Origin of the sequence: Dactylosporangium sp. CA-139114 (genome assembly GCF_050955725.1) — a bacterium.
Taxonomy (GTDB): domain Bacteria; phylum Actinomycetota; class Actinomycetes; order Mycobacteriales; family Micromonosporaceae; genus Dactylosporangium.
This window is the reverse complement of record NZ_CP192080.1, coordinates 6536585-6556951: the sequence shown is the minus strand read 5'-3', so window position 1 is coordinate 6556951 and position 20367 is coordinate 6536585. Positions and strand designations below refer to the sequence as shown.

General features: G+C 72.9%; 20 protein-coding genes. 11 read left to right on the top strand and 9 right to left on the bottom strand.

The window, feature by feature from the left end; all coding sequences use genetic code 11:
• The first annotated feature begins 35 nt into the window (after positions 1 to 35).
• Positions 36 to 257 carry a hypothetical protein gene (locus tag ACQP2P_RS29090; RefSeq protein WP_433606077.1) on the top strand — a complete coding sequence of 74 codons (222 nt, stop codon included), beginning with the start codon at positions 36 to 38 and terminating at the stop codon, positions 255 to 257.
• Positions 258 to 261: 4 nt separating this feature from the next.
• Here ACQP2P_RS29090 and ACQP2P_RS29085 read toward each other — a convergent pair whose 3' ends face one another.
• Entirely contained in the window at positions 262 to 936 is a 675-nt protein-coding gene (locus ACQP2P_RS29085; protein WP_433606075.1) for a hypothetical protein, read from the bottom strand.
• Positions 937 to 1109: 173 nt separating this feature from the next.
• On the opposite strand from ACQP2P_RS29085, the gene ACQP2P_RS29080 reads away from it, so the two are divergent.
• Together ACQP2P_RS29080 and ACQP2P_RS29075 are read left to right on the top strand one after the other, a co-directional pair.
• Positions 1110 to 3590, top strand: a complete 2481-nt coding sequence (locus ACQP2P_RS29080; RefSeq protein ID WP_433606073.1) for a LamG-like jellyroll fold domain-containing protein — start codon at positions 1110 to 1112, stop codon at positions 3588 to 3590.
• A gap of 247 nt (positions 3591 to 3837) precedes the next feature.
• A complete protein-coding gene (locus ACQP2P_RS29075) occupies positions 3838 to 5145 on the top strand; it encodes a condensation domain-containing protein (protein WP_433606071.1) in 1308 nt (435 codons plus the stop codon).
• On the opposite strand, the gene ACQP2P_RS29070 is transcribed toward ACQP2P_RS29075, so the two are convergent.
• Entirely contained in the window at positions 5129 to 5656 is a 528-nt protein-coding gene (locus ACQP2P_RS29070; protein WP_433606069.1) for a GNAT family N-acetyltransferase, read from the bottom strand. The two genes, ACQP2P_RS29075 and ACQP2P_RS29070, sit on opposite strands and share 17 nt — an antisense overlap.
• Positions 5644 to 6507 carry an oxygenase MpaB family protein gene (locus ACQP2P_RS29065; protein WP_433606067.1) on the bottom strand — a complete coding sequence of 288 codons (864 nt, stop codon included), beginning with the start codon at positions 6505 to 6507 and terminating at the stop codon, positions 5644 to 5646. The genes ACQP2P_RS29070 and ACQP2P_RS29065 overlap by 13 nt, the downstream gene beginning before the upstream one ends.
• Positions 6508 to 6637: 130 nt before the next feature.
• Between ACQP2P_RS29065 and ACQP2P_RS29060 the strand changes: the two genes are divergently transcribed.
• The 4 genes from ACQP2P_RS29060 to ACQP2P_RS29045 all read left to right on the top strand — a co-directional run bounded on the left by ACQP2P_RS29060 (position 6638) and on the right by ACQP2P_RS29045 (position 8874).
• On the top strand, positions 6638 to 6802 hold the full coding sequence (locus ACQP2P_RS29060; protein ID WP_433606066.1) for a hypothetical protein: 165 nt from the start codon (positions 6638 to 6640) through the stop codon (positions 6800 to 6802).
• Positions 6803 to 6867: 65 nt separating this feature from the next.
• A complete protein-coding gene (locus ACQP2P_RS29055) occupies positions 6868 to 7197 on the top strand; it encodes a YciI family protein (RefSeq protein ID WP_433606064.1) in 330 nt (109 codons plus the stop codon).
• 47 nt (positions 7198 to 7244) lie between these two features.
• Complete coding sequence (locus tag ACQP2P_RS29050; protein WP_433619312.1) at positions 7245 to 8402, top strand: RNA polymerase sigma factor; 1158 nt, start codon at positions 7245 to 7247, stop codon at positions 8400 to 8402.
• Between the two features lie 7 nt (positions 8403 to 8409).
• A complete protein-coding gene (locus tag ACQP2P_RS29045) occupies positions 8410 to 8874 on the top strand; it encodes a hypothetical protein (RefSeq protein ID WP_433606062.1) in 465 nt (154 codons plus the stop codon).
• Positions 8875 to 9119: 245 nt separating this feature from the next.
• Here ACQP2P_RS29045 and ACQP2P_RS29040 read toward each other — a convergent pair whose 3' ends face one another.
• From ACQP2P_RS29040 to ACQP2P_RS29025, 4 genes are all read right to left on the bottom strand, one after another.
• Positions 9120 to 10265, bottom strand: coding sequence for a DUF1996 domain-containing protein (locus ACQP2P_RS29040; RefSeq protein ID WP_433606060.1), 1146 nt, complete (start codon positions 10263 to 10265; stop codon positions 9120 to 9122).
• Positions 10266 to 10538: 273 nt separating this feature from the next.
• Positions 10539 to 10850: a DUF3349 domain-containing protein gene (locus ACQP2P_RS29035; RefSeq protein ID WP_433606058.1), complete on the bottom strand. Its 312-nt coding sequence runs from the start codon at positions 10848 to 10850 to the stop codon at positions 10539 to 10541.
• Between the two features lie 9 nt (positions 10851 to 10859).
• A complete protein-coding gene (locus tag ACQP2P_RS29030; RefSeq protein WP_433606056.1) occupies positions 10860 to 11177 on the bottom strand; it encodes a hypothetical protein in 318 nt (105 codons plus the stop codon).
• A complete protein-coding gene (locus ACQP2P_RS29025; RefSeq protein ID WP_433606054.1) occupies positions 11177 to 12388 on the bottom strand; it encodes an anion permease in 1212 nt (403 codons plus the stop codon). Before ACQP2P_RS29025 ends, ACQP2P_RS29030 begins: the two co-directional genes overlap by 1 nt.
• Positions 12389 to 12515: 127 nt before the next feature.
• Between ACQP2P_RS29025 and ACQP2P_RS29020 the strand changes: the two genes are divergently transcribed.
• Complete coding sequence (locus ACQP2P_RS29020; RefSeq protein ID WP_433606053.1) at positions 12516 to 12917, top strand: MerR family transcriptional regulator; 402 nt, start codon at positions 12516 to 12518, stop codon at positions 12915 to 12917.
• Positions 12918 to 12974: 57 nt separating this feature from the next.
• Entirely contained in the window at positions 12975 to 16955 is a 3981-nt protein-coding gene (locus tag ACQP2P_RS29015) for a molybdopterin-dependent oxidoreductase (protein WP_433606051.1), read from the top strand.
• A 68-nt stretch (positions 16956 to 17023) separates the two neighbouring features.
• Here ACQP2P_RS29015 and ACQP2P_RS29010 read toward each other — a convergent pair whose 3' ends face one another.
• Positions 17024 to 17800 (bottom strand): alpha/beta hydrolase family protein, encoded by a 777-nt coding sequence (locus ACQP2P_RS29010; RefSeq protein WP_433606049.1) that lies wholly within the window; start codon positions 17798 to 17800, stop codon positions 17024 to 17026.
• A gap of 113 nt (positions 17801 to 17913) precedes the next feature.
• On the opposite strand from ACQP2P_RS29010, the gene ACQP2P_RS29005 reads away from it, so the two are divergent.
• Positions 17914 to 18765, top strand: coding sequence for a M15 family metallopeptidase (locus ACQP2P_RS29005; protein WP_433606047.1), 852 nt, complete (start codon positions 17914 to 17916; stop codon positions 18763 to 18765).
• A 6-nt stretch (positions 18766 to 18771) separates the two neighbouring features.
• Here the strand turns inward: ACQP2P_RS29005 and ACQP2P_RS29000 are convergent, their stop codons facing one another.
• Positions 18772 to 19653 carry an SDR family oxidoreductase gene (locus ACQP2P_RS29000; protein ID WP_433606045.1) on the bottom strand — a complete coding sequence of 294 codons (882 nt, stop codon included), beginning with the start codon at positions 19651 to 19653 and terminating at the stop codon, positions 18772 to 18774.
• An 84-nt stretch (positions 19654 to 19737) separates the two neighbouring features.
• Here ACQP2P_RS29000 and ACQP2P_RS28995 point away from each other — a divergent pair, with 84 nt between their 5' ends.
• Positions 19738 to 20325 (top strand): TetR/AcrR family transcriptional regulator, encoded by a 588-nt coding sequence (locus ACQP2P_RS28995; protein WP_433606043.1) that lies wholly within the window; start codon positions 19738 to 19740, stop codon positions 20323 to 20325.
• Positions 20326 to 20367: the final 42 nt, after the last annotated feature.

The window sequence follows — 20367 nt, the reverse complement described above, 5'->3', positions numbered from 1 at the left end:
TGCGGGCCTGACTGCGCGAGCGCGGCATCGACTGGATGCCGTTCGCCGGCGACGAGGTGCGCATCGGGCTCGCCTGCGGCACCGACGCCTCCGGGACCTGGCACGGCACCTACGACGTGCGGGTCGACGCGGCGGCGCTGTGGCGGGTGGGGCTGCACCCCGACCAGCCGACGTCGCGGATCGCCGGGCCGTCGCCGCCGGCCTGGTGGCACGCCGAGGCCGAGCGCGCCTGGCACCGCCCGGCCCGGCACCGCTGACCGTTCAGGCCGGGATGCGGTACCACCACGTCTCGAGCTCGTCGTCCAGCGTCTCCAGCTCGGCCTGCGTCGGGCGGAAGCCGTCCGGAAGCGCGAAGGCGTAGGCGCCGCAGCGCTCGACGACCTCCCGCAGGCGGCGCACCGCCGGGATCTCCTCGAGGTCCTCCGGCCCGAATGGGGTGCCGCCGACGAGCGTCTGGTGGCCGAGGCCCCACCACATCGCGATGAGCTCGACGTCGCCGTCGCGCTCGGCCGCCTCGGCCACCGTCGCCACGACGTCGATGAGCCCGGCCGGGCGGGGCGGCTGGGCGTCGGCCCCGCGCAGGCGCCCCTCGTCGACCATCCGCCGCCACATGCGGGTGCCGGCCTCGCAGTACAGCCACGGCGGGCGCACGTAGCCGTCCTGCACCCCCTCGTCGGGGTCCTCCTCGTCGTACTCGCCGAGCTCGGTGAACTCGTCGGTGAGGTGCGCGTACTCGGGGAAGCCGTCGAGCGGGAAGCGGTACGTGTGCCCGCACCGCAGCAGGATGTCCTCGACCCGTCCCATGGTGTGCGAGCAGTCGTGGGTGCGCTGGAACGCGTACAGGGTCGTGCACCAGTCGCGCAGCCGCGGGTGCCGGATCCGGTCCAGGATGAGGATCGATGCGTGGACCAGATCCTCGATGTCATGCTCCGACATCGCGCCAGGGTACCGTGCGCTGCTTGTGTGAATGTGTTCGATTGGAACGTAGTTACCGGCCACTCTTGACGATTGCTGAGGATATTTGTTCAGATGAGTGCGCTCTTCACCGCTCCCCAACGTCGAAGGGGCACCCCGCCATGCGAAGACTGGACAGACGACTTGGCCAATTCATGGCCGCTGGCGCCGCCGCGCTCGCGGCCGTGCTCGCCATCCCGGCCGGAGCGGGTGCCGCCCCGCCGCCGGACAACACACCCGCCTGGCACGCGGGCATCCCGCCGCTCGCGACCAAGTGGACGAGCAAGGTCGGGCCCGACAACGCGCTGCCGGAGTACCCGCGGCCGCAGCTGACCCGGGACAAGTGGCAGAGTCTCAACGGCGTGTGGGAGTTCTCCCGCGCCGGCGTGAACCAGGCCGTCCCCACCGGGCAGAGCCTCGGGGAGCGGGTGCTGGTGCCGTACCCGATCGAGTCCGCGCTCTCGGGCATCCAGCGGCACGAGGACCGCATGTGGTATCGGCGGACCTTCACGGTGCCCAAGGCCTGGGCCGGGCAGCGCCTCCAGCTGCACTTCGGGGCCGTGGACTACGACGCCAAGGTCTACGTCAACGGCACGCAGGTGGCCACGCACCGGGGCGGGTACGACGGCTTCGACGTCGACGTGACCGACGCGCTGCAGGGCACCGGGCCGCAGGAGCTCATCGTGTGGGCCGAGGACCTCACGGACGCGACCGGCCAGCCCATCGGCAAGCAGCGCCGCAGCTCCGACCACGGGATCTTCTACCAGGGCAGCTCCGGCATCTGGCGCACCGTCTGGATGGAGCCGGTCCCCGCCGCCTCCATCAGCGGCCTGTCCACCACGCCCGACGTGGCCGGCGGCGCGCTCAAGCTCACCGCGACGGTCGCGGGCGGGACGAACCTCAAGGTCAAGGCGGTCGCCAAGAACGGCGGCAAGGTCGTCGGCACGGTGACGGGCGCGGCCGGGACCGAGCTGCGGCTGCCGGTACCGAATCCGAAGCTCTGGTCGCCCGACGACCCGTTCCTCTACGACCTGCAGGTCACGCTGCTCGACGGCAACAAGACCGTCGACACCGTCGGCTCCTACTTCGGCATGCGGCAGATCGGCACGGCTCCGGGCGCCGACGGCAAGCTGCGGATCACGCTCAACGGCAAGATCCTGTTCAACCTCGCGAACCTGGACCAGGGCTTCTGGCCCGACGGGCTCTACACCGCGCCGACCGACGCCGCGCTGAAGTGGGACCTCGAGCAGGACAAGGCGATGGGGTTCAACGCGGTGCGCAAGCACATCAAGGTGGAGCCCGACCGCTGGTACTACTGGGCCGACAAGCTCGGCCTCATGGTCTGGCAGGACATGCCGGCCGCGAACACCGGGCCGATCCCGGAGGCGTGGCGCGGGCAGTTCGAGTCGGAGCTGCACGAGATGGTGCGCGAGCACAGCTCGTTCACCTCGATCGTGGCGTGGGTGCCGTTCAACGAGGGCTGGGGCGAGTGGGACCGTGCCGCCACGGGCCGCATCGCCGACGACGTCAAGGCCCAGGACCCGACCCGGCTCGTCGACGCCCACAGTGGCGTGAACTGCTGCAACTCCCACGGCGACTCAGGTCGCGGCGATGTGATCGACTTCCACCAGTACCTCGGGCCGGCCTCGCCGTCGCCGTCGGGCAACCGGGTGGCGATCGACGGTGAGCACGGCGGGTTCGGTCTCAAGACGTCCAACCACATGTGGTTCGGCGACGGGCAGGCCTACGAGATGGAGCCGGACTCGGCCACCCTCACCCGCAAGTACGTCGAGAACCAGCAGGCCGTCATCACCTCGGCCAAGTCGTGCGGGATCAGCGGCTCGATCTACACCCAGATCACCGACGTCGAGGCCGAGCTCAACGGCTTCTTCACCTACGACCGCCAGGTCACCAAGATGGACCTCAAGCAGGTCAAGGCCATCAACCAGAAGATCATCAAGGAGGCCGACGGCTCGGCGGCGAACCTCCCGCAGCCGCCGCCCGGCACCCCCGGCCTCACCGGCGTCGTGTTCTACCCGCTGGACGAGGCGTCCGGGACGGTCGCGGCCGACGCCGCCGGCCACAACGACGCCACGCTCGTCGGCGGGGCCGCGTTCGTCACCGGCCACAACGGCAACGGGGTGTCGCTCAACGGCTCGAACCAGTACATCGACGCCGGCAAGCCGCTGCTGAACACCGCCTCGGACTACTCCGCGGCGGCGTGGGTCAAGCTCGACAAGGCCGACGGCGCCTTCCAGACGATCGTCAGCCAGGACGGGCCCTCGAACAGCGACTTCTACCTGCAGTACTCCGGCGCGGACCAGCGCTTCGCGATGAGCTTCGCGGGTGTGCGGGCCCTCGCGCCGGTGAAGCCGAACGTGGGCCAGTGGTACCACCTGGTCGGCGTGCGCGACACGGTGAAGGGTGAGCTGCGCCTGTACGTCGACGGCGAGCTGGCCGGGACCGCGAGCGCCTGCATGCCCCAGGCCGGCCCGACGGGCAACACCGTGATCGGGCGCGGCAAGTTCGGCGGCAACGCGGTGGACTACCTCGACGGCACCGTCGACCAGGTCCACCTGTACGACCGCGCGCTGAGCGCGGACGAGATCCGGCAGCTGTTCACCTCCGGCAGCTGAGGTTGCGCGGCGGCGGGGGCTCTCACGAGGAGCCCCCGCCGCTGTGTCTGCGGCTCGCTTCGCCCGACAGCTACGCCGAGATGGCCCCGAAGTTCCTCGCTGCCCGGCTCACGCGGTAGCGGGCGCGGCGAGCGGGCGACGAAGTCTCGCCCGGCAATAGCTGAGCAGCACATCGGTCGCTGTACCGATGTGGTCATGATCTGTGCTGTGGTTAGCATCCAGTCTCTCCGATCGAGGGGTGGGGCGGATGACCGAGCGGCACATGGTGGCCTTCGACGGTGACGGGGCCGGCGAGGGCGAGCTGTCCTGGGGGCAGCAGGACATCTACCGCGCCATGGTGCGGCAGGAGTCCTGGATTCCGAACGGCGCGTGGGGGCCCTTGCCCGAAGGGACCACGCTCGCCGAGATTCAGCAGCGGCTGCGGTACCTCATGAGCCGTTTCCCCACCGCCCGCACCCGGCTGCGGTTCGGGCCCGACGGGGCGGCCCGGCAGGTGGTGGCGAAGGAGGGCGAGGTCGCGCTCGAGGTCTACGAGGACGCGGACCCGGAGCGGATTCGGCTCAAGCTGCAGCACGACCCGTTCGACTTCGAGCGGGACTGGCCGATCCGCATGGCGGCGGTCCGGCGCGGCGGCGAGCACACCCACCTCGTCGTGGTCATGTGCCACCTCGTGACCGACGGGTTCGGGGCCGGGGTGCTGCTCGAGGAGCTCGACAAGCGCCCCGAGCTGCCGGTGCCCGACCTGCAGCCGCTCGAGCAGGCCCGCTGGCAGGCCTCCGCGCCCGGGCAGCGGCAGCACGCGATGGCGCTGCGGCACTGGGAGACGATCCTGCGCGAGATGCCGCTGCGCCGCTACCCCGAGTCGCGCGCCCCGCAGTCGCCGCGGCACTGGCGCGGGGAGTTCCAGTCGCCGGCGCTCAGCATGGCGCTGCGCTCGGTCACGGCTCAGACCGGGGTTCCGGCCGCGCCCGTGTTGCTGGCCGTGTTCGCCATCGCGCTGGCCCGCGTCACCGGGCTGAATCCGGTGGTGGTGCGGCCGATGGTGAACAACCGCTTCCGGCCGGGGCTGGACCGGGTGGTGTGCATGCTGGCGCAGTACGGACTCTGCCGTCTCGACGTCGCCGGGCTCACCTTCGCCGAGGCGTTCGAGCGGGCCCGGCGGTCGGCGATGAGCACCTACAAGCATGCGTACTACGACCCCGCCGGGCTCGACGCGCTGGTGGAGACGATCGTCGCCGAGCGGCCGGGGCTGCAGCTGCCCTGCTACTTCAACGACCGCCGCGACGACGCCGCGATCGCGGGTGCGCCGGTGCCCAGCGTCGACGACGTCGCCGGGGCCCGGGGCGGCGGGGTGTTCACCTGGACCACGCGGCAGGACGTGCCGTTCGAGCCGCTGATCGTGCACCTCGACGAGCTGCCGGGCGCGACGCAGGCGATCGTCTTCTGCGACACCCACGTCATCGCCCCGGACGACGCCGAGGCGCTGCTGCGCGGCCTGGAGGCGGTCGCGGTCGAGGCCGCCCTGGACCCCGACTCCCCTACTGCGGTGGGGTAGTGGAGAACAGCTCGCACGTCATGTTGTAGTAGCGGTCCGTGCGCCCCAGATGGTGCATCCCCAGCCGCCGGCACACGGCCTGCGACGCGGCGTTCTGCGGATACGTCACGGCCAGGACCTCGTCGAAGTATCCCTGGCGCAGCACCAGCCCCGCCGCCTCGGTGGCGTATCCGTGGCCCCAGGCGTCGGGGTGCAGGTGCCAGCCGATCTCCGTCTCGCCGGACGGCCGCAGCGGCAGGTCGGGCCCCGACGCGAGGATGCCGATCAGCAGGAGCGTGCCCAGCGGGGCGTCGTCCTCGCGGCGGCGGATCGACCACACGCCGTGCACGCCGTCGTCGTGGCCGCGCCAGCGCGCGATCGTGGCCCGGGCGTCGTCGAGGTCGGTGAGCAGGCGCGGGGTGGCGCCGAGGTATTGCCGCACCTCCCACCGCGAGCCCATGTCGAGCACGAAGGGCGCGTCCTCGTCGCGCCACTCCCGCAGCCGCAGCCGGTCCGAGGTCAGCTCTCGCATGCCTGGGATGGTACCGAGGAGCCGACCTTCGCCAAGTCGTAGCCGCCGGGGTAGGTCCTGGTGACGATGCCGTCCGCGAACAGCGGCACCGCGCGGGGCCGGCCGAGACGCAACCGCACCGCCCGGGCGCGCAGGGCCAGGTGCAGGCCCGCGCGCGCCCACCGCGGCGGCTCCGGCACGTTGCAGGCGGCCCGCAGCGGCTCGTCGTAGAGGGCGGCGACGAGCGCGTCGGCGGCGCCCCGCAGCCGGGCCGGGATGCGCGCGCGCAGCAGGTCGCGGGTCGTGCGCTCGATCCGCTCGGCCTCCGGCGTGGGGCGCAGGTGCTCGCGTTCGTACCGTTCGAGGTACGCCTCGAAGGCCGCGAAATCGGCGGGCAGGTCGCGCAGGCCCATGAGGCGGCCGATCCGGCCGTAGAGGAGCGCCGCGGCCTCGAGCTCGTGGCGGGCGGGCGCGCGCCAGCCGTACCGCAGCAGCCACCGCATCGGGACGACGACCAGGCACGCGATGACGTAGATGCCGTCACCGTTGTCGAGGGCGAACCCGCGATGGGCCTCGTTCAGCCGCCGCAGCGCGAGCTTCCCGCGCGGCGAGTCCGGCCCGTGCAGCAGGATCTCGTACATGATGATGCCGGTGTCATCGGCGCGCTTGCGGGGCGCGCGCAGGATCACGCCGGTCGCCACCAGCCGCCGGGCGATGCGCGGCAGCGCGAAGGAGCGGTTGAACGCCAGGTTGAAGGCCATGCGCATGTCCCAGGGGAACTCCTCGGTCAGCGTCAGCCGGTGGATCTCCAAGTGGTCCGCGACCGGGTCGAGCGCGTTGATCCGGTGAAGGTTGTCGAATCGTCCCCGCATGGGTCCGCAGTCTACGAACCGGCGGCGTCCACATACCGCCCCGCCAGGGCGCGCGGGAAGTCCCGCAGCTCGGGCGGGTCCAGGACGGTGAACGGGACCTCGAACTTGCCGATGTACGCCTGGAGATGCTGTGAGCCTCGGGCTGGACGCGGCCGGCTTCGACGCCTGGCTCGCCGACGCCTGTGCGGAACTGTCGCGGAGCACCCGATATGCGCGCTTTCTCCCGCTGGTCAAGGCGCGCACGGAGGCGACCCGTGCGACGGCTCTGCGACGGGCTCTGAAAATGGTGGGCTGAGGTTGTCGATTTCCGGCGGGCCGTTCGACAAGTGGGTACCAAGGCTCATCGGATAGGGGAGGATCATGGCGCAGTACGCGGTGCTCATCTACGCGGCGGACTCGGCGACGGACGCGGGCGAGCTGGAGGCGCACGATCGGCACGCACAGGACCTGCAGGCGTCCGGGGCGCTGAAGGCGGCGTTCGCCCTGGAGCCGAGCGCGACGGCGACCTCGCTGCGCGCCGGCGGGGTGACCGACGGCCCGTTCGTGGACGCGAAGGAGGTCGTGGCCGGCTTCTACATCCTGGAGGCCCCCGACCTCGACGCGGCCCTGCGCATCGCCGGCGGCAACCCGGTGCTCGGCATGGGCGGCGGCGTCGAGGTGCGCCCGGTCGCGGGCGGCTTCGTCGCGTGACCGTCGCCGAGGCGGTCGCCGGCGCGCACCGTGACGGCTGGGCCCTGGTGCTCGCCGCCACGGTGCGCGTCGTGCGGGATGTGGACGTGGCGGAGGAGTGCGTGCAGGAGGCGTACGCGGCCGCCCTGGTCGCCTGGCCGGTCGACGGCGTTCCCGCGAACCCGGTCGGCTGGCTGACCACGGCCGCCCGGCGCCGGGCGATCGACGTGGTTCGCCGTGAGCGGGTGTACCGCACCAAGCTCGCGCTGCTGACGGTCCCCGAATCCGAGCCGCTGCCCGTCCTGGACGAGCGGCTGGGCCTGCTGTTCATGTGCTGCCATCCGGCCCTGGCCGCGGACGTCCAGCCGGCGCTGACCCTGCGCCTGGTCTGCGGCGTCTCGACCGCCGACATCGCCCGCGCCTTCCTGGTGCCGGAGCCGACGATGGCCGCGCGCCTGACCCGGGCGAAGCAGAAGATCGCGAAGGCCCGCATTCCGTTCCGCGTCCCGGCCGAGGAGGACCTGCCCGGCCGGCTGCAGGGTGTCCTGGGTGTCATCCACCTGCTCTACACGACGGGCCACACCGCCCCCTCGGGCGCCACCCTGGTCCGCGCCGACCCGTCGGATCAGGCCGTGCGCCTGGCCCGGCTCCTGCACGAGCTGATGCCGGCCGAGCCGGAGGTCCGCGGCCTGCTGGCGCTGCTGCTGGTCACCGACGCGCGGCGCGCCACCCGGGTGGACGACTTCGGCCGCCTGGTGCGCCTGGAGGACCAGGACCGCTCGCGCTGGGACCGGGCCGCGATCGCGACCGCCGACGCCCTGATCGTTGAGGCCCTGCGCGCCGCCCGTCCGGGCCGCTATGTGCTGCAGGCCGCGATCGCCGCCCTGTACGCGCAGGCCCCGGCGTTCGCGTCGACCGATTGGGAGCAGATCCTGACGTTGTACGACGAGCTGCTCGCCGTCTGGCCCTCGCCCGTCGTGGCCTTGAACCGCGCCGTGCCCCTGTCGCGCGTCCACGGCCCCGAGGCGGCGCTGCGAGAGCTGGAGGCGCTGGAGGCCGACGACCGCCTGGCCGGCTACCAGTACCTGCCGGCCGTGAAGGCCGACGTGCTGGAGCGCCTGGGCCGTTCCGGCGAGGCCGCCGACGCCTACCGCCGCGCGCTGTCGCTGGTCACGAACGACCCTGAACGCGCCTTCCTGGCCAAACGCCTGTCCGCCCTGACATGATCACGAGATGACCCCGGTTCCACCTCCGACCCGCGTCGCGATCGACCACGACGACTACCACGCGGAGTTCGTCGGCCACACCGCCGACGGCCGCCAGTTCTTCCTCACCACCCCGTTCCGCTTCGCGAGCGACGACGATCCGGGCGAGGAGTTCGTGGCCCTGTTCCTGTTCGATGCCGCCGGCACCTTCCTGGAGGCCCACATCGACTCCCTGGGCCCGCGAGCCACCCTGGACCGCGCCCACGCCCAGTCCGTGCACGACGCGCGCCTGGCCTCGCTGGGCCCGGTGACGTACGGCCGGATCGAGGTCGCCCCCTTCAGCGTGGACCGCTTCGGTACGACCTTCGGCCTCCTGCTGCGCGAGGACACCGAATGCACCGAGGACGGCGGCGATCCGTGGTGGGTGGAGCTGGAACCCGGCAACTACATGGCGTTCTCGTCTCCCTGGGACAGCGGTGAGTACGACACCTGACCCACCCCGACGTCAGGGGCGGTGGCCGTAGTGGTGCTCGTGCACCAGGGGATCGGTCTCCACGATGTAGTCGACGACCTGCCAGAAGTCGGCGATCCGCGGGTGCGCGAGCGCCTCGGCGCGGCCGAGCAAGACGCGGGAGGCGGCACTCGTTAGCCTCTTGTCGGCAGGTAGGAGCCGCGCCTGCTGACGAGGGGGTTCGGGTGGAGACGGAGTCTCCCCCGGCAGCGAGCGAAGCGAGCCGGTCAGCGCTGATAGCCGAAGTCGTCGCACGTGCGGCGCTGCTGGATGCAGTTCCTGGTGCGGCTGTTCATGGTCGCCGTGTCCCACACCACGAAGGCGTCGCCGTGCATGGAGGACGCGCTCTTGCCGTCCTTGTCCGAGGAGAGGTAGTAGCCCTCGGGCTGGCCCTTCACGCCGTACTGGATGTCGAACGTGATCGCCGGGATCTTCACCGGGTGGTCGGCCGGGCACGTGTTGTTGTAGCCGTACGCCACGTGGTCCTTGTGGTTCGGGCTGTCCAGGTGCTCGCCGTCCCAGCAGTCCGGGAACTGCAGCATGAAGTGGAAGGTCGCGCCGTCGCCGCAGATCGGCCAGTTGCCGTTGGTGCTGCGCGCGATGCCGTCGAGGTCGCCGGGGCCGTAGAAGGCGCAGTAGAACTGGCCCTTGGCGCCCCGCGGGGTGGGGACGCTCTTCTTGGCGTCCCCGGCGATCATGCGCAGGCCCGTGGGCATCGGCATCTGCCCGGCCGACGTGTTCATCATCGAGCGGTAGTACACCCGGAAGCCCGTCGTCTCCACGGGCTTGCCGGTCTTGTTGTCGTACAGCGTCGGCACCCAGTACGCGGAGTGGTCCTGCACCGGCTTGCAGGACGTGGCCGTGTACCGCTGCAGGTCCTCGACGGTCGTGGAGGCTTTCGTGGCCGCGTTGCCGATGAACGAGTGCATGTGCGAGGAGCCGGGCAGGCCCGGGAAGACGATCGGGTCGTCGGCGGCCGAGTGGCTGTAGGAGCAGTCGGCCCGGAACTCCGCGAGGTTGCCCACGCCGGCCGGGACCGGGTCCGCCTTCAGCACGTTGTACGCGTCGGCCTGGGCCTTCCACGCCGCCTTGTCGACCGGCACCCACCCGGTCACGGGCGCCTTCGGCGTCGTCTTCGCGGTGGCCGACGGGGGCGCCGAGGCGCCCGCGGAGGACAGCGCGCCGGACGGGCCGGACGGATCGGCCGGGGCCGCGGCCGACGCGGGCGCGAGGGCGCTGTCGGCGCTCGCGGACTCGGTGGCCGGCTCGGCGGAGGCCCGGCTCAGGTACACGGCGACCGCCGCGACGACGATCGCGACGACGGCCAGGGCGGCCGCGGCACCGCGCCGGCCCCGGAACGCGGCAAAGGACACGCGGCGATGCTAGGTGGCGCCCGGCCGTGTCGAAAGCCCTCTAAAGCTTCCTTAAGGCCCACCACAGGCGCGGCTCTAGATCATCACCATGGGTGCCCGAGGGGTGTGCTTCGCGCTGACCGACCCGCAGGACGAGGCCCTCGCCGCCGGGATCGAGGAGGCCTGGGACGACGAGTGGACGTGTGAGGTCGACAAGGCCTGTTCACCGTGGACCAGTGCATACGCGAACGCCCGCACCGGGGTGGCCGGTGCGGGCGTCCTGAGCGGCGATGCCTACTCGGTCGGCGGGTCGGCCAGGGGCCAGCCGCCGGCGGCGAGGTGGGCGGAGACGCGTACCACGTCCTCGGGGGTCGCCGTCTGCAGCACCTCGTCCTTGATCATGGCCTCGATGTCCTCGGGCGTGATCGGGTCGGACGTCGACTGCTCGGCGAGGTCGCGGGCGATCTTGCGGACCTCGTCCTCGGTGAGCTTGCGGCGCAGGATGCCCAGCAGCGCCACGTAGTCCTGGCGCGGCACGCCGGTCGGGTAGCCGGCCCGCAGCCACTCGATGCTGCGGGTCAGGAAGTTGGAGCGGGACTCGCCCACGGATCCCCCCTACTTCTTGTCGACGATCGTCGGATAGACGTGCTCGAAGCTCAGCGCCTTGCCGAAGCCGCTGGCCACGATGAAGGTGATACCCAGCACGACGCCGAGCAGCACCACGATGAAGCACATCCAGCCCAGGACCGTTGCGGCGGGGTTGGCCCGGGCGGCCGCGGTGCCCCGCGCGTGGACCTCGGCGTCGCCGCCGGCGCCCCAGGCGAGGCAGCGCACGCCGAGCGCGAACAGGGTCGGCAGGCCGGCGCCCAGGATCAGCCCGGCGAGCAGGACGCGCCAGGCGGCCTGGAGGGCGAACTGCAGGTTGTGCGACATCAGCGGACCGCCTCGGCCATCTCGGGAGCGGTGGGCTCCCACTCGTCGTTGACGTTGTTGTGGTCGACCGGCTTCCTGCGGGAGCGCCAGAACATGTATCCGGCGAGCCCGACGAGCGTCAGGAACACCACGAGCGCGCCGGCCAGGCCGCCGATCAGGTGCCCGATCCACCACATCACGGCGCCGACGACCGCGGCGGCCGGGAGCGTGATCAGCCACGCGAGCACCATGCGGCCGGCCACGGACCAGCGCACCTGCGCGCCGGGCTTGCCGATGCCGGCACCAAGGATGGAGCCCGTCGCCACGTGCGTCGTGGACAGGGCGAACCCGAGGTGGCTGGAGGCGAGGATGACCGCGGCCGAGGCCGACTCGGCGGCCATGCCCTGCGGCGGGGCGATCTCCACGAGGCCCTTGCCGAGCGTGCGGATGATCCGCCAGCCGCCGACGTAGGTGCCCAGGGCGATGGCGAGGGCACACGCGGCCTTCACCCAGAACGGGATGTTCCTGGTGTCGGTCCAGTCGCCGGTGGCGATGAGCGCGAGCGTGATCACGCCCATCGTCTTCTGGGCGTCGTTCGTACCGTGGGCCAGCGACACCAGCGACGCCGAGCCGATCTGGCCCCAGCGGAAGCCGTTGTCGGTGAACCGCTGCGCGACGCCGATCGTCACCTTGTAGATCAGCCAGGTGCCCACCGCGGCGATCACGCCCGCGATGACCGGCGACAGCACCGCGGGCAGCAGCACCTTGCCGACGAGACCGTCGAGCTTCGTGCCGTTGCCGTTCCAGTTGACCCCGGCCCAGCCCAGGCCCGCGATGGTGGCGCCGACCAGGCCGCCGAACAGCGCGTGGGAGGAGCTGGAGGGCAGGCCCAGCAGCCAGGTGAGCAGGTTCCACACGATGCCGCCGACGAGGCCGGCGAGCACGATGAGCAGGAGCGCGGACCCGCCGCCTTCGAGCAGGTCGGCCTTCGGTGTGCCGTCGGAGTTCTGGATCTTCACGACCGCGTTGGTGACGGTGAGGGCGACCTCGACGGAGAGGAAGGCGCCAACGAGGTTCAGGATGCCCGAGAGCAGCACCGCCGTCTTGGGCCGGAGTGCTTTGGTCGCGATGGAGGTGGCCATCGCGTTGGCGGTGTCGTGGAAGCCGTTGGTGAAGTCGAAACCGAGGGCGGTCACGATCACCAGCACGAGTACCACGGTCGTTTCAGTCACGATCCGATGGTCGCGCCGCTGACCAGGAGGCGACAGTGCGCGGAGGCTCTCCTCCGCAAAGTTCCGCTGCCGTACACCTGTTGTTCATGTTTGCGCGCCCGCGTCCGGCGAGGGGTACAACTGACACATGGCGTACACCCCGCGCGAGGCGGTCGAGCGGACCGGGTTCACGCTCGACACCCTGCGGTACTACGAGCGCATCGGCCTGCTCGACAGCGTCGAGCGCAACGCCGGCGGGCAGCGGGTCTTCACCGACGACGACCTCACCTGGCTGGGCATCCTGCGCTGCCTGCGCGACACCGGCATGCCGATCGCCCGGATGCTGCGCTACGCCGAGCTCGCGCGCGGCGGCGACGGCACCTTCGCCGAGCGGGCCGAGCTGCTGGAGGAGCACGACCGGGACATCGAGGCGAGGATCGCCGCGCTGCGCGACGAGCAGGAGCGGATTCGGGAGAAGATCGGCTGGTACCGTGCGCAGCCGGCCATGGCGGATCACATCGGCGGGGGCCTCGATGTGGGCCGTGTGTAATCCGGGGAGCCGAAGGCGCGTGACACGCGTGTAACTGAGCGTTTGTACCGTCACGGCGTGAAGCAGACCCGCACGGTCTGTTCCTACTGCGGGGTCGGCTGCGGCATGGTCCTCGACGTGGCGACGGACCCCGATGGCCGCCGCCGCGTGCTCAAGGTGCTCGGCGACAAGGACCATCCCGCCAACGCCGGGCGGCTGTGCACCAAGGGGGCCACGAGCGCGGAGATGCTCGCCGGGGGCGGGCGCCTCGAGCGGGCCCTGGTCCGGCGCGGGCGCGGGGAGCCGCGGGCCGGGACGAGCGTCGCCGAGGCGATCGAGCACACCGCGGGGCGGCTGCGGGCGATCATCGACGAGCACGGGCCCGACGCGGTGGCGTTCTACGTGTCCGGGCAGATGACGCTCGAGGCGCAGTACCTGGCGAACAAGCTCGCCAAGGGGTTCGTGCGCACCAACCAGATCGAGTCGAACTCACGGCTGTGCATGGCCAGCGCGGGCAGCGGCTACAAGCTGTCGCTGGGCGCGGACGGGCCGCCGGGCTCCTACGACGACTTCGACCGGGCCGATCTGTTCTTCGTCATCGGGTCCAACATGGCCGACTGTCATCCGATTCTGCACCTGCGCATGTTGGACCGGATCAAGGCCGGCGCGAAGCTCGTCGTCGTCGACCCGCGGCGGACCGCGACCGCGGACCGGGCCGACCTGTTCCTGCAGGTGCGGCCGGGCACCGACCTGGCGCTGCTCAACGGGCTGCTGCACCTGCTCGTCGCGGGCGGTCACATCGACGAGGCGTTCATCGCCGAGCACACCGAGGGCTGGGAGGCGATGCCGGAGTTCCTGGCCGGCTATCCGCCGGAGCGGGTCGCGGCGATCACCGGGGTGCCCGAGGCGCGGCTGCGCGAGGCCGCCGCGCTCATCGCCGGGGCCGGGGAGTGGATGAGCTGCTGGACGATGGGGCTCAACCAGAGCACGCACGGCACGTGGAACACGAATGCGCTGGTCAACCTGCACCTGGCGACCGGTGCCATCTGCCGGCCGGGCAGCGGGCCGTTCTCGCTGACCGGGCAGCCCAACGCGATGGGCGGCCGGGAGATGGGGTACATGGGGCCCGGCCTGCCGGGGCAGCGCTCGGTGCTGGTCGAGGCCGACCGGGCCTTCGTCGAGCGGGCGTGGGGGCTGCCGGGCGGGACGCTGCGCACCGACGTGGGCAAGGGCACCGTCGAGCTCTTCGAGCGCATGGCCGCGGGCGAGGTGAAGGCGTGCTGGATCATCTGCACGAACCCGGTCGCGTCGGTCGGCAACCGGGCGACGGTGATCGCCGGGCTGGAGGCGGCCGAGCTGGTGATCGCCCAGGACGCGTACGAGCGGACGGAGACGAACGCCTACGCGGACGTGGTGCTGCCGGCCGCGATGTGGTCCGAGACCGACGGCGTGATGATCAATTCGGAGCGGAACCTGACGCTGGTCGCGGCGGTCGCCGATCCGCCGGGGGAGGCGCTCGCGGACTGGGACCTGATCGCGCGGGTCGCGGTCGCGATGGGCTACGGCGACGCCTTCCGCTACTCCTGCGCCGAGGAGGTGTTCGCGGAGATCCGCGGCTTCCACAACCCGCAGACGGGCTATGACCTGCGCGGCGTGGACTACGAGCGGCTGCGGCGGGGACCGGTGCAGTGGCCCGCCCCGCCCGGGGCGACGAGCCGCAATCCCATCCGGTACCGCAACGACGGCGTCAGCCAGCCCGTCCGCGAGTCCGCCGGCGGCACCCGGCCGCGGCTGAACTTCGCGACCGCGAACGGCCGCGCGGTGTTCTTCCCGCGGCCGCACCTGGACCCGGCGGAGCTGCCGGACGACGACTTCCCGTTCCTGCTCAACACCGGGCGGCTGCAGCACCAGTGGCACACGCTCACGAAGACGGGGAAGGTGGCGAAGCTCAACCGGCTGAACCCGGGCCCGTTCGTGGAGCTGCACCCGGCCGACGCACGGCGGCTCGGGATCGCCGACGGCGACTCGGTGCGGGTGGAGTCGCGGCGGGGCCGGGCGGTGCTGCCGGCGACCGTGTCGGACCGGGTGCGGCCGGGCGACTGCTTCGCGCCGTTCCACTGGAGCGACGTGTTCGGGGCGGAGCTGGCGGTGAACGCGGTCACGTCGGACGCGGTCGACCCGATCTCGTTCCAGCCGGAGCTGAAGGTGTGCGCGGTCGCCCTGACCCGGGTCGCCGCCGCCGTCGCCCCCGCCGCCGCCGTCGCCCCCGCCGTCGCGGACGCCTCGCCGCCGCCGTTGTCCGAGGTGGAGCAGCTGTACCTGGCCGGGTTCCTGCGCGCGCTCGCCGAGAACCCGCCCGGGGCCGGGGTGGTGCCCCGGCTGCCACCCGGCGCGCCGTTCGCGCCCGGGGCCGCGGCCTGGGCGGACGGCTACCTGGCCGGCAAGTACCACCGGCCCGCGGCGCCGGTCGAGAGCGCCGCGCGGACGATCGAGATCCTGTGGGCGTCGCAGACCGGCACCGCGGAGGAGTTCGCCGCGCTGGTCGGGCGGCGCCTGGCCGACGAGGGGTGGCGGGCGAACCTGCGCGGGATGACGGCCGCGGCCGGGGACCTGCTCGGCGGCGGCAACGATCTGCTCGTCATCACCAGCACCTTCGGCGACGGGGACGCGCCCGACAACGGCACGGCGTTCTGGGACTCGCTGCAGGCGCAGGCGCCCCGGCTGGACGGGCGGCGGTACGCGGTGCTGGCGTTCGGCGACTCGAGCTACGCGGACTTCTGCGGGCACGGCCGGCGGCTGGACGCGCGCCTGACGGAGCTGGGCGGGCAGCGGCTCACGGCGCGGGTCGACTGCGAGCCCGACTTCGAGACCGCGGCCCACGGCTGGCTCGACGCGGTGCTGCTGGCGCTGCGGGCCCCGGTCGCGGCCGCGCGTGCGGCGCCGCGCCGGGCGGGTCGGGGGGAGGCGGTGGCCGCGACGCTGCGCGGCAACCGGCTGCTGAGCGGGCCCGGGTCGGCGAAGGAGGTGCGGCAGTTCGTGTTCGACGTGGACGCGGACTTCGGCTACGCGGCCGGGGACGCGCTGGGCGTGTGGCCGGTCAACTGCCCGGATCTGGTCGACGAGTGGCTGGAGGTGACCGGCCTCGACCCCCTGTCCACAGTGGATGTCGGCGGCCCGGTCGAGCTGCGGGACGCGCTGCTGCACCGGCTCGACATCACCCGGGTCACGCCGGATCTGCTGCGCTTCGTCGCCGAGCGGGGGCACGACAGTCCACTGCGGACACTGTTGCGGCCGGACAACCAGGGGGAGCTGGCGAAGTACACCTGGGGCAGGCAGGCCGTCGATGTCGTCGCCGAGCACGCGGTCAAGGCCGGCGTGGACGAGTGGGTGGGGGTGCTGAAGCGGTTGCAGCCGCGGCAGTACTCGATCTCGTCGTCGCCGCTGCTGGCGCCGACCCGGGTCGCGACGACGGTGTCGGTGATCCGGTTCGGCAACGGGGCCGGGCGGGTGCGCAAGGGGGTGTGCTCGGCGTACCTCGCGGACGCGGGGCCGGACGCGCCCGTGCGGGTGTTCCTGCAGCGCTCGCCGCACTTCCGGCCCCCGGGCGACGACTCGGTGCCGATGATCATGGTCGGCCCGGGCACGGGGGTGGCGCCGTTCATGGCGTTCCTGCAGGAGCGGCGGGCGCGCGGGGCGCGGGGCGGCAACTGGCTGTTCTTCGGGGAGCAGCGGCGGGCGACGGACTTCTACTACGAGGAGGACCTGGCGGCGCTGCGGGCGGAGGGGGTGCTGACGCGGCTGGACGTGGCGTTCTCGCGCGACCAGCGGACGAAGGTGTACGTGCAGGACCGGATGCGGGAGCACGGGGCGCAGCTGTGGGCGTGGCTGCAGGACGGCGCGCACTTCTACGTGTGCGGGGACGCGACACGGATGGCCAAGGACGTGGACGCGGCGCTGCGCGAGATCGTGGCCGCGCACGGCGGGATGGACGAGGGCGCGGCCGCCGCGTACGTGAAGCAGCTGGCCGCCGAGAAGCGCTACCTGCGCGACGTGTACTGAGCTCGCCGAGTCCACGGGCGACTCCGCCAAGCACGTCTCGGTGTACCGGCGGCCGCTGTGACCCCGGGTCAGGCCCTGGGCGGGGCGGTCGCACGCAGGAAGTCGTCCACGGCCTTCGCCGCCTCGGTGGCGCCCTCGGCGGCGATGGTGAGCAGGGCCGTGCCGTGCAACCGGCCCGGGACCACGGTGAGCGTGCGGCGATCGCCCGGGGTCGCGTCGTACATCGCCCGGGCGTCCGCCGCGAATCGGCTGTCGTCGGCGGCGGCCAGGTACAGCACCGGCGCGGTCAGGCGCGGCACCGCCGCCAGGGCGCTCTCGCCGGCGTAGTCGCCGGGGCCGGAGAGGCTGATCACCGCGGCCGGCGGCGGGTCGAGGCGGGCCGCGGCGACCAGGGACGCCGTCGCGCCGCGGGAGGCGCCGACGATGACCACCGGGCCGGTGGCGCCGGTGCGGGCGAACTGCACGGCGGCGGTGACGTCGTCGGAGGCGTGGCCGGCGTCGGCGCGGCCGGAGCGGCCCTCGCCGGTGAAGTCGAAGGCGAGCACGCGGTACCCGGCGGCCGCCTGCTCCTTCGCCCACGACAGCCAGGAGCAGGCGGTGGCGCCGGCCTGGGGCACGACCACGAGGGTGACGTCGCCGGCGCCGAGCAGGTAGCCGGCCAGATAGGTGCCGTGCTCGCCGGGCAGGGCCACCTGCCGGTCGTCGAGCTGCGGCTCCCCGCACCACCTCGGCGTGGGGCTCGGCGGGCCGGGTTTGGCGGAGACGACCGGCTCGGCGGGGGCCGGCGTGGGCGCGGCGCAGGCGGCGAGGAGCAGCAGGCAGCTGAGCAGTGTCACGGTCCGCATATGGATAGGACCCGCGAGTGGCCGCGATGGTTACAACGCGGCGGCGGTTCGCCGGGTGGCGGGTGCGGCGGAGGGTGTCGCATCGACCGGGGCGGACCCCGAATAATCCGGCCGTGCGCCTGCTCATCGCCCTGACGGCCGTGCTGCTGCTGGCCGCGTGCGGCGGCCCGGCCCGGTCCGCGCCCCCGCCGTCCGCCTCCGCCCCGGCCCGCGCCGCCGCGCCCTCGTCGCCGGCCCCGTCGCCGGCCTCGAGCCCGGCCGGGTCGCCGGCGGCGTCGTCCGCCCCGCTGCCGCCCGGCTTCGTGTCCGTGACCGACGTGGACGACAGCATCCTGCTCGACATCCGCTACGCCACCCCGCACAACTTCGTCGGGCGGCCGGTCACCGGCTACCTCGCGCCGCGGTGCCTGCTCACTCGCCAGGCGGCCGAGGCTCTGCACCGGGTGCAGCAGAGCGCCCGGGCGCGGGGGTACAGCCTCAAGGTCTACGACTGCTACCGGCCCCAGCGCGCCGTCGACGACTTCGTCCGCTGGTCCGGCGACGCCGACCAGCGCATGAAGGCCGAGTTCTACCCGCAGGTCGACAAGTCGGCCCTCTTCGACGACGGCTACATCGGCGGCCCGACCGCGCACAGCCGGGGCAGCACGCTCGACCTGACGCTGGTGGCGCTGCCCGGCCACGCCGGGCCCGTGTACCACGCCGGCGACCCGCTGGTGTCGTGCACCGCCCCGGCGGCCCAGCGGTTCCCGGACGACTCCATCGACATGGGCACCGGCTTCGACTGCTTCGACCCCCTGGCGCACACGGCGGCGGAGGGCGTGAGCGCGGCCCAGCGTGCGAACCGGGACCTGCTGACCGGTCTCATGTCCTCCGGCGGCTTCGCGAACTATCCGAAGGAGTGGTGGCACTACACCCTCGCCGACGAGCCGTTCCCGGACACCTACTACGACTTCCCGGTCGCCTGACGGGCCTCAGGGCCGCAGCCGCTCCAGGTCCTGCAGCAGGCTCGGGTGCACCGGCACCCAGCCGAGCGTCTCGCGCGTGTGGGCGCTGGACGAGGGCTGGTCGGTCGCGAAGATCGGGCCGAGCGGGCCGAAGGACTCGGCCGGGACCGACTCGACCGGCAGGCCGAGGCGGCGGCCGATCACCGCGGCGATGTCGCGCACGGCGTCGCCCTCGTCGGCCACGGCATGCCAGCTGGTGCCGGCCGGCGCCGACTCCAGCGCGATGCGGAAGAGCACGGCCGCGTCGAGGGCGTGCACGGCCGGCCACCGCTGGGTGCCGTCGCCGGGGTAGCCCGCGACGCCCGTGCGGCGCGCGATGGCGGTCAGCAGGCCCGCGAAGCCGCCCTGGCCCTCGTTGTGGACCGTGCGGGGCAGGCGCACGGCCGTGCTGCGGACCCCGCGCCCGGCGAGGTCCAGGACCGCCCGGACCGAGCGGCCGCGGCCACCGACCGGGCCCTCCGTCGCCGCCGGGTCGGCCTCGGTGGAGACGCGGCCGGGCACCGCCGGGGTGCCGGAGACGGTGACGAGGGGCCGGTCGCTGCCGACGAGCGCCTCGCCCAGGGCCGCGAGGGCCGCGCTCTCCTCGGCGACCGCCCGGGCGACGGCCTCGGCGCTGCTGAAGTCGTTGCTGAAGGCCAGGTGGATCACGCCGTCGGCGCGGGCCGCCCCGGCCCGCAGCACGTCGAGGTCGGCGAGGCCGCCGCTGAGGGTCTCGGCGCCGGCCCCCTTGAGCGCGAGCGCGGACGCCTCGGAGCGGGCGAGGGCGAGGACGGTGTGGCCGTGGCCGAGGAGTTCGGCGACGACCGCGGAGCCGATGAGGCCGCTGCCGCCGGTGATGAAGACGTGCATGACTGCTCCCCACAGTGATGGGACTCTTGTCCCGTCACTGTACCAGGATGATGGGACAAAGGTCCCGTCACCTATGATGGGCGCATGGCTCGATGGGCACCGGGGGCGCGCGAACGGCTGGTCATGGCCGCGGTCGACCTGTTCACCGAGCAGGGCTACGACGACACCACGGTCGCGCAGATCGCCGAGCGGGCCGGCGTCACGAAGAGCACCTTCTTCCGGCACTTCCAGGACAAGCGCGAGCTCCTGGTGGCCGGGCAGGAGACCCTGAGCCGGCTGCTGACCGAGGGGATCGCCGACGCGGACCCGGGCGCCGGCCCGCTCGAGGCGGTCGCCGCCGGGCTCGACCGCGCGTCGAGCGCGATGGGGCCGATGAACCGCGAGCTCGGCCCGCGCCTGCGGGCGGCCGTCGCGGCCAGCGCCGAGCTGCAGGAGCGCGACGCCCTCAAGAGCGTCGGGCTCGCGGCCGCCATGACGGCCGCCCTGGCCGCCCGCGGCGTGCCGGACCCGATCGCCGCCCTCGCCGGGGAGCTCGGCGTGCTGGCGTTCAAGCGCGGCTTCCAGGCCTGGTCCGAGGGCGACGACGCCCGGGCCGAGCTCGGGCCCTACACGCGGGCGGCCCTCGACGAGCTGCGGGCCGCGACCCTGGCCCTCGGCGGCGAGCAGACCTGACGGCTCCCGGGCGTCACGGCGCCTCGGACGCGACCGGTTGCG